This is a genomic window from Oleiphilus sp. HI0080, assembly GCF_001635135.1.
The window spans coordinates 1-6,002 of record NZ_LWFU01000487.1 but is presented as its reverse complement, the minus strand read 5'-3'; the positions used below and the strand labels follow the sequence as shown (position 1 = coordinate 6,002).

At 46.8% G+C, this 6,002-nt stretch carries 4 protein-coding genes; 3 read left to right on the top strand and 1 reads right to left on the bottom strand.

The genetic code is table 11. The features are described from left to right. Positions 1-1,766 (top strand): hypothetical protein (locus tag A3751_RS22765; RefSeq protein WP_068455307.1); only part of this gene is annotated, 1,766 nt, incomplete at its 5' end. A 421-nt stretch (positions 1,767-2,187) separates the two neighbouring features. Here the strand turns inward: A3751_RS22765 and A3751_RS10180 are convergent. After that, positions 2,188-2,652: a pyridoxamine 5'-phosphate oxidase family protein gene (locus A3751_RS10180; RefSeq protein WP_082863176.1), complete on the bottom strand. Its 465-nt coding sequence runs from the start codon at positions 2,650-2,652 to the stop codon at positions 2,188-2,190. Positions 2,653-3,366: 714 nt separating this feature from the next. Here A3751_RS10180 and A3751_RS10175 point away from each other — a divergent pair. Together A3751_RS10175 and A3751_RS10170 are read left to right on the top strand one after the other, a co-directional pair. Further along, a complete protein-coding gene (locus A3751_RS10175; protein WP_068455304.1) occupies positions 3,367-4,962 on the top strand; it encodes an NAD(P)/FAD-dependent oxidoreductase in 1,596 nt (531 codons plus the stop codon). Then, positions 4,955-6,002 (top strand): FAD-binding oxidoreductase (locus tag A3751_RS10170; RefSeq protein ID WP_068455301.1); only part of this gene is annotated, 1,048 nt, incomplete at its 3' end. The genes A3751_RS10175 and A3751_RS10170, both read left to right, overlap by 8 nt.

Below are 6,002 nucleotides of genomic sequence, written 5' to 3'. Positions count from 1 at the left end.
GTGGCGGAAGCTCGTCTTCATCTAATCCTGCGTCTGCGCCGACCACTGAGATTGGTGTATTTCTTGACGAAGCCGTGGCCAATATCGGATACAGGACAGAAACCCTTGAGGGAGTCACTGACTCTCAAGGGCAATACGATTACGTTGAGGGCGAAACCGTTACCTTCTTTATCGGAGATCTTGAGTTCCCTCCTGTTACTGCTAGCGGCGTTGTTACGCCGTTGGACATGGCTGGCACTGAGGATACATCCGACCCTACTGTCGTAAATATTATTAGATTACTACAGTCAATTGATGAAGATGGAGATCCGGACAACGGAATTACGATTACTGAGACCGCGAAAAACAATGCCACTCAAGTTAATTTTGACGTAAGCGTTAGTGATTTCTCTTCATCCGCCGCAGTGACGACTTTCATTGCAAACTCAGGGTCAGTAAATACCACTCTTATTTCGGAAAGCGAAGCCATTGCGCATTTTGAGGGAACCCTAATTGATGAGGGAGAAGTGTTTGTACCAAGCAACAGTATCGCTGGTGTGTGGGTTAACGAAGAGACAACAAACGAGTTGCTCGCGTTTGTTTTCTTTGAGGATGGTACCTATGTCCATATGGAGATTGACGAGGTTGCTCCATTAAACCCTGATAACCCAAATGAAGTAAGTGGGATGGAATGGGGAACCTACTCTATTGATCCTGAAACTCGAGAACTCACAGCTTCGATTACCTTTGACGGAAACTTCGATACCGGCCTTACAGACTCTATCGGGCAAGTTGATATTTTTGCTCGAGTTGATGGCAATACACTTACCATTCAAGTTGATGATAATGATAGTGGCACCATTGAAGAAGGCGAAGCAACAGATTTCACTCGTTCATCTAACGCCGGTATCCTCGGCGCTTGGACCAATACTGAGACAACGAATGAGCTATTAGCATTCGTGTTTTTTGACAACGGTACCTATGCGCATCTCGAAATAGACGAAGTTGCTCCTTTAAACCCTGAAAACCCTAATGAAGTGAGTGGGATGGAATGGGGGACCTACTCGATTAACCCTCAAACTGGCGAACTTACTGCTTCAATTACCTTTGATGGAAATGACGATACGGGCCTTACAGACTCTATTGGACAGGTTGATATTTTTGCTCAAGTAGCCGGAGATACGCTTACGATAGAAGTGGACGATAATAACAATGGCTCCATCTCTGAGGATGAGCAATTTAATTTTGAGCGTGCTCCAATGCCGTCATACGAGCCAATCTTGATCGAGGTTGCATGGGTGGAAACACTCACCAATTATTCTCAAGGAGAATTCTTTAGCTTGAATGGTGGCTCTTCAACTATGCAATGTGACGCAGGCCGAGATCGACAAGTTGGAGACATTGAAACGGCCACGGTAGAGCTTGTTAGGCAGGGGAATACGGTTACTGCGACGGTTTTAGATAGCAACAATAATGCAGAAGAGGAAGATCTCGGTGAGAGCTGGACTTATTCTTTCAATCTTGCGACGACAACGCTAAGTAATAGTGAGACGTATACCGATGAGGATCCGACAGGGCAAGAGGGAGACATTTTTAGCGACTATTGGGAGCTAGAAGAATCGTATCAATGGAATCCAGATACAGGTGTTTTCGAGGGTATTTATATCGACAATAATGATCTAAGTTGGAGCCTTGATAACTCTGTTTCGTCTTGTCGGAGAACATTCTCGATTGTGATGACGCCAACTAGTAGTCAATCGAAAGTGAATGCATTTTTGGGACTGTAACTTCCCTCAAAAAATGATTGGAGATCTCTGGGCAGCTGCATCGCTGCCCTTTTTATTGTTCACCGAATGTGCCCATCAGCTTGGTACTCTAACAAAGATCTTAGTCCCTGTAGATGCAAGCTATTTCTCCATTTTTCTAACAAATTCAATACTCAGCTAGCGCTCCCGTGAGGTCTCCTTTCCTCTTGAAGGCTATGCTCAGAAACCGCTGAACTGAGATCAAAATGATCCAGCCACGAAGGTCTGCTTTTCTCACATTTCAAATGAAGATTATCTGCTTAGGCGATGTCTGCTTTGGTGTGTAAGCCGAGGCGGTGGCCTAGTAACTTTTTAGTTCGCTTTTGAAAAGCAGCAAAAAAACATGAAGAGTTTGCCCTCGCCAGTTCTAAATACCCGTTTATGTGTAAGAGCTCCTAAATTCTCAACGAGGTTCATATACCATAGTTTGTGTATATCCGATCGCGAGTTGGTAGGCCTTAATATTGATCACGATCAACACAGACTGTTCGGCGTTGAGTAGCTTTGTCAGGCTGTCATTTCTATTTCGTAATTGTTCTATGAGATCGGGACGAGAGCCAGTGTTTACAATGTCGGCAGAGCCGTGCGCGGATAGCGCAAATCCTTCGGTGTGGTCTTTGTTGTTTCCGGTTCGATTATCCCAAAGCAAACTGACATTTGGATTCGCGCGGATGTTTCGAACTTTTTGTGTGTTGTCGAACGAGGCAAGGTAAATAGAGCTGAGGTCATCAACTGCGGAATAGGCCATCAAATGCTGATAGAGCACTCCTTGGCCTTGAGTGGCTAAAACAGACTGTACCTGATGATTGAGAATGGACCGGATTTGATTCGCAATTTCGTTTTGTTTTGCCTCTGAGCCACTAGTCATTCTTAGGCCTCTCGTTCATGAGGGGTGTGCATACTTTAAAACTATTTGCCTTGAAACATCAGTACTCAATCGTTATTGGCTTTTCTGGCCTCTGTGTGACCATTATCGAATTTAGAAGAAAACACACGCTGTGGGTCACTTTAAGGGTCCGCTAGCTACCTAACTAACCGCTAGCTACCACACTGTTAGGTAGCTAGCGGAGGCCACACAGTGCTTGGTAGGTTGGCGTGATGGAGTGTTTAGTGCTTTTCAGGAGTTGAAGGCGTCATTCTCCAAGGCTTGCCGTCACACGTTGCGTAATTGCTGCAGTCGCTGGTGCAGCCTCGGCAGGGGAGCCTGTGCCCAAGAATAGCGTTTTTAAGCTTCTTTACTTTTTCTTCTGCTGGGTTGTGGGACAAAATATTAACTCCTAATTGAGGGTAAGGTTAAAGATAACGTTAGTTCCGAGATTATTAAGAATTACGCTGCGGATAACTTGGCGGTTCACATCAGTCTAAAGCTCGGCCTCTATTAACACGAGTTCTATTAGCATCAGCTTCATTAAAAGCAGCGTCACAATCATGTCTGTCGGTAGGCTCACCTAAACTGAACGCTAGGTCCGATATCAAAACCACATCAAACAAATGAAAATTCTTAACTTTACACTGTATACATGCAATAACTTTACGTTGTATAGTTGTGGCGTTGTTGAGAATTTTGAGATGGGAGAGGGTGATGAGCCAATACGATGCAGTGATCATTGGGGCGGGTAATGGCGGTCTAACGGCTGCGGCAACACTTGCGCGCGGTGGCGCGAAGACCTTGCTGCTTGAACGACACAATATACCTGGTGGTTGCGCGACTTCTTTTGTCCGTGGCGACTATGAATTTGAGGTTGCCTTGCATCAGTTCAGTGGGCTCGGTACCGAAGAGAAGCCGTTCATCATGCGTAAAATTTTCCGTGAGCTCGGCGTGCTCGATAAAGTGGAATTTGTACAGGAGCATCAGCTCTATCGCATGGCGGTGAAAGACGAATTCGACATCACGCTGCCGGCTAGTTGGAGCGGAATTCGAGATACCCTAATCACACACTTTCCTGAAGAAGAGCAGGGCGTGAAAGACTTCATGCTGCTTTGTGAGCGTGTTGTACTTGAGAGTTTTATGGGATTTAAAGCCGCGCTGAAAATGAACAGCGAAGAGATGCTGCTGAAGAACAGTAAGCATTATGCTGAGCATGGCTTGCGCAGTGCTAAAGATATTCTTGATGAGCATTTCAATAACGAACACATCAAAACCTTGCTAGCCGCTTACTGGTGCTACTTGGGGCAGGCCCCAAAAGATATTAACTTCGTTGATCTGGCGATGATGCTCTATGCCTATGGGGTGTTTAAGCCTTGGCATATTAAAGGTGGCTCACAGGCGCTATCGAACGGTTTGCTTGAATCGTTTTTAGAAGCCGGTGGTGATGTTCAGTTTAACTGCGCGGTTGAACAGATTGTCACCGATCAGAGTGCGGTTGCTGAAGGTGGCAAACCGCGCGTTGTTGGTGTTATCACGGAGCATGGAGAGCGGATTGAGACCTCTCAAGTGATCTCGAACGCAAGTTCGGTGGTGACCTTTGTGGATCTTCTCGACACGCCGAATCTTCCAGGCGAAATTTCCAAAGACTTCAAATCGCGCGAAATCGGCACGTCTGCTTTTTGCCTTTATATTGGTCTTGATTGCACGCCGGATGTCATTGGCATCCATAACGCGTCCACGTTCATGTCGACCACAACAGACGAAGATTTGATGCACGAGACCATGCACACCATGAACCCTCCGGTTGCGACCATGCTCACTTGCTATAACGTGGATGATCCAAGCTTTGCGCCTCCGGGCAAGAGTCAGGTTTCGCTGTTGTGTTTGCAGTACGGCAAAGTTTGGGAAGATGTGCCTGTCGAAAAATATGCTGAAACCAAGTATGCCTTTGCTGAATATTTGATTGATCAGGCGGAGGCGTTCTTCCCTGGATTTCGCGCGCATATCGAAGAGATCGAGGTGGCAACACCGCTCACCATGCAGCGTTACTTAAACACGCCGGGTGGGTCGATTTATGGTTTTGTGCAAAATCCGGAAGACGGAGAGATACACCGGCCACGCTATGACCAGGTGGATGGCTTGCACATGGCGGGTTGCTGGCAGGGGATGGGTGGCTTTCAACCAACCTATATGGTTGGACAATCCACGGCCAAAGCGGTGTTGAAGAAACTAAAAGCGCACGGCATGGGCGAATCATTGTCAGAACAGAGCAGAACAGTGCAAACGCAACAGGAGACGACACATGCCTGAGCAAAACGAACTACTCAAAAACCTTGTTGGCTATGTGGAAGGCCGAGAGCGTATTGCAGAACGCGAACGCACTGGAACTGACTTTAGCGAAAGCAAGGGAAAAAACAGTGCTGAAATTGCCAAGCTGCATCCTAAGCGCTTGCAGCTGGAAGTCATGGATATCTTCCAAGAAACGTCATCTACAAAAACGTTTCGTATGGTCAGCACCAAGGGCGAGCTGCCACCTTTTCAGGCAGGTCAGTACATCAATCTGTTTGTGACTATTGATGGCGTTGAGACGGCGCGTCCTTACGCGATCTCGTCTTGCCCAACGCATCGTGATTACTACGATCTGACGATTAAGATTGTTGAGAACGGCTTTGTAACGAACTACTTGTTGAATCAGGTGTCCGCGGGACAAGAGTTTAGTGCGACAAGCCCAATGGGGACCTTCTACTACAACCCGATTATTCATGGGAAGAAACTTGTCTTCTTAGCGGGTGGGTCTGGTGGTGCACCTGCACGCTCGATGATTGAGAGTGTATTGAATCGCGGTGTCGATGCTGATTATTACCTAGTGTATGGCAACAGCTTTGCGAACGATGTGATCTTCCAAGATACCTTTCAAGCGCTAGCTGAAAAGCACGACAACTTTCATCTCACGGAAGTGGTGTCGCGTCCAAGTGAAGGCTTTGAAGGATTAACGGGTTATCTAACCGGCGAACGGATTAACGAAGCCATTGGTGGCGTCGATGAGGCCATGTTTTATGTTTGCGGGCCTACACCATTCAATGACTTCTGCAAGGCGCAACTGAATGAGCTGGGTGTTCAGAACAAACGAATTCGCATTGAGTGTAATGGCCCTCCAAAAAATCCAAGTGCTTTGCAATATTGGCCTGCAGATCGAAAAGAACAAGATTTAATAACGGTCAAGGTACGTGGCAAAGGTGAGTTCAAGGCTGAGGTTGGTGAGCCCTTACTTAATAGCTTGGAGCGCAATGGCTACTTTGTCGAAAACGCTTGCCGCTCAGGCGAGTGCAGCCTGTGTCGTGTAAAAGTCA

What these genes read in the sequence shown, in the direction of transcription:
- A3751_RS10175 (WP_068455304.1), top strand. Translation starts at nt 3,367, where the DNA reads ATGAGCCAATACGATGCAGTGATCATTGGGGCGGGTAATGGCGGTCTA.
- A3751_RS10180 (WP_082863176.1), bottom strand. Translation starts at nt 2,652, where the DNA reads ATGACTAGTGGCTCAGAGGCAAAACAAAACGAAATTGCGAATCAAATC.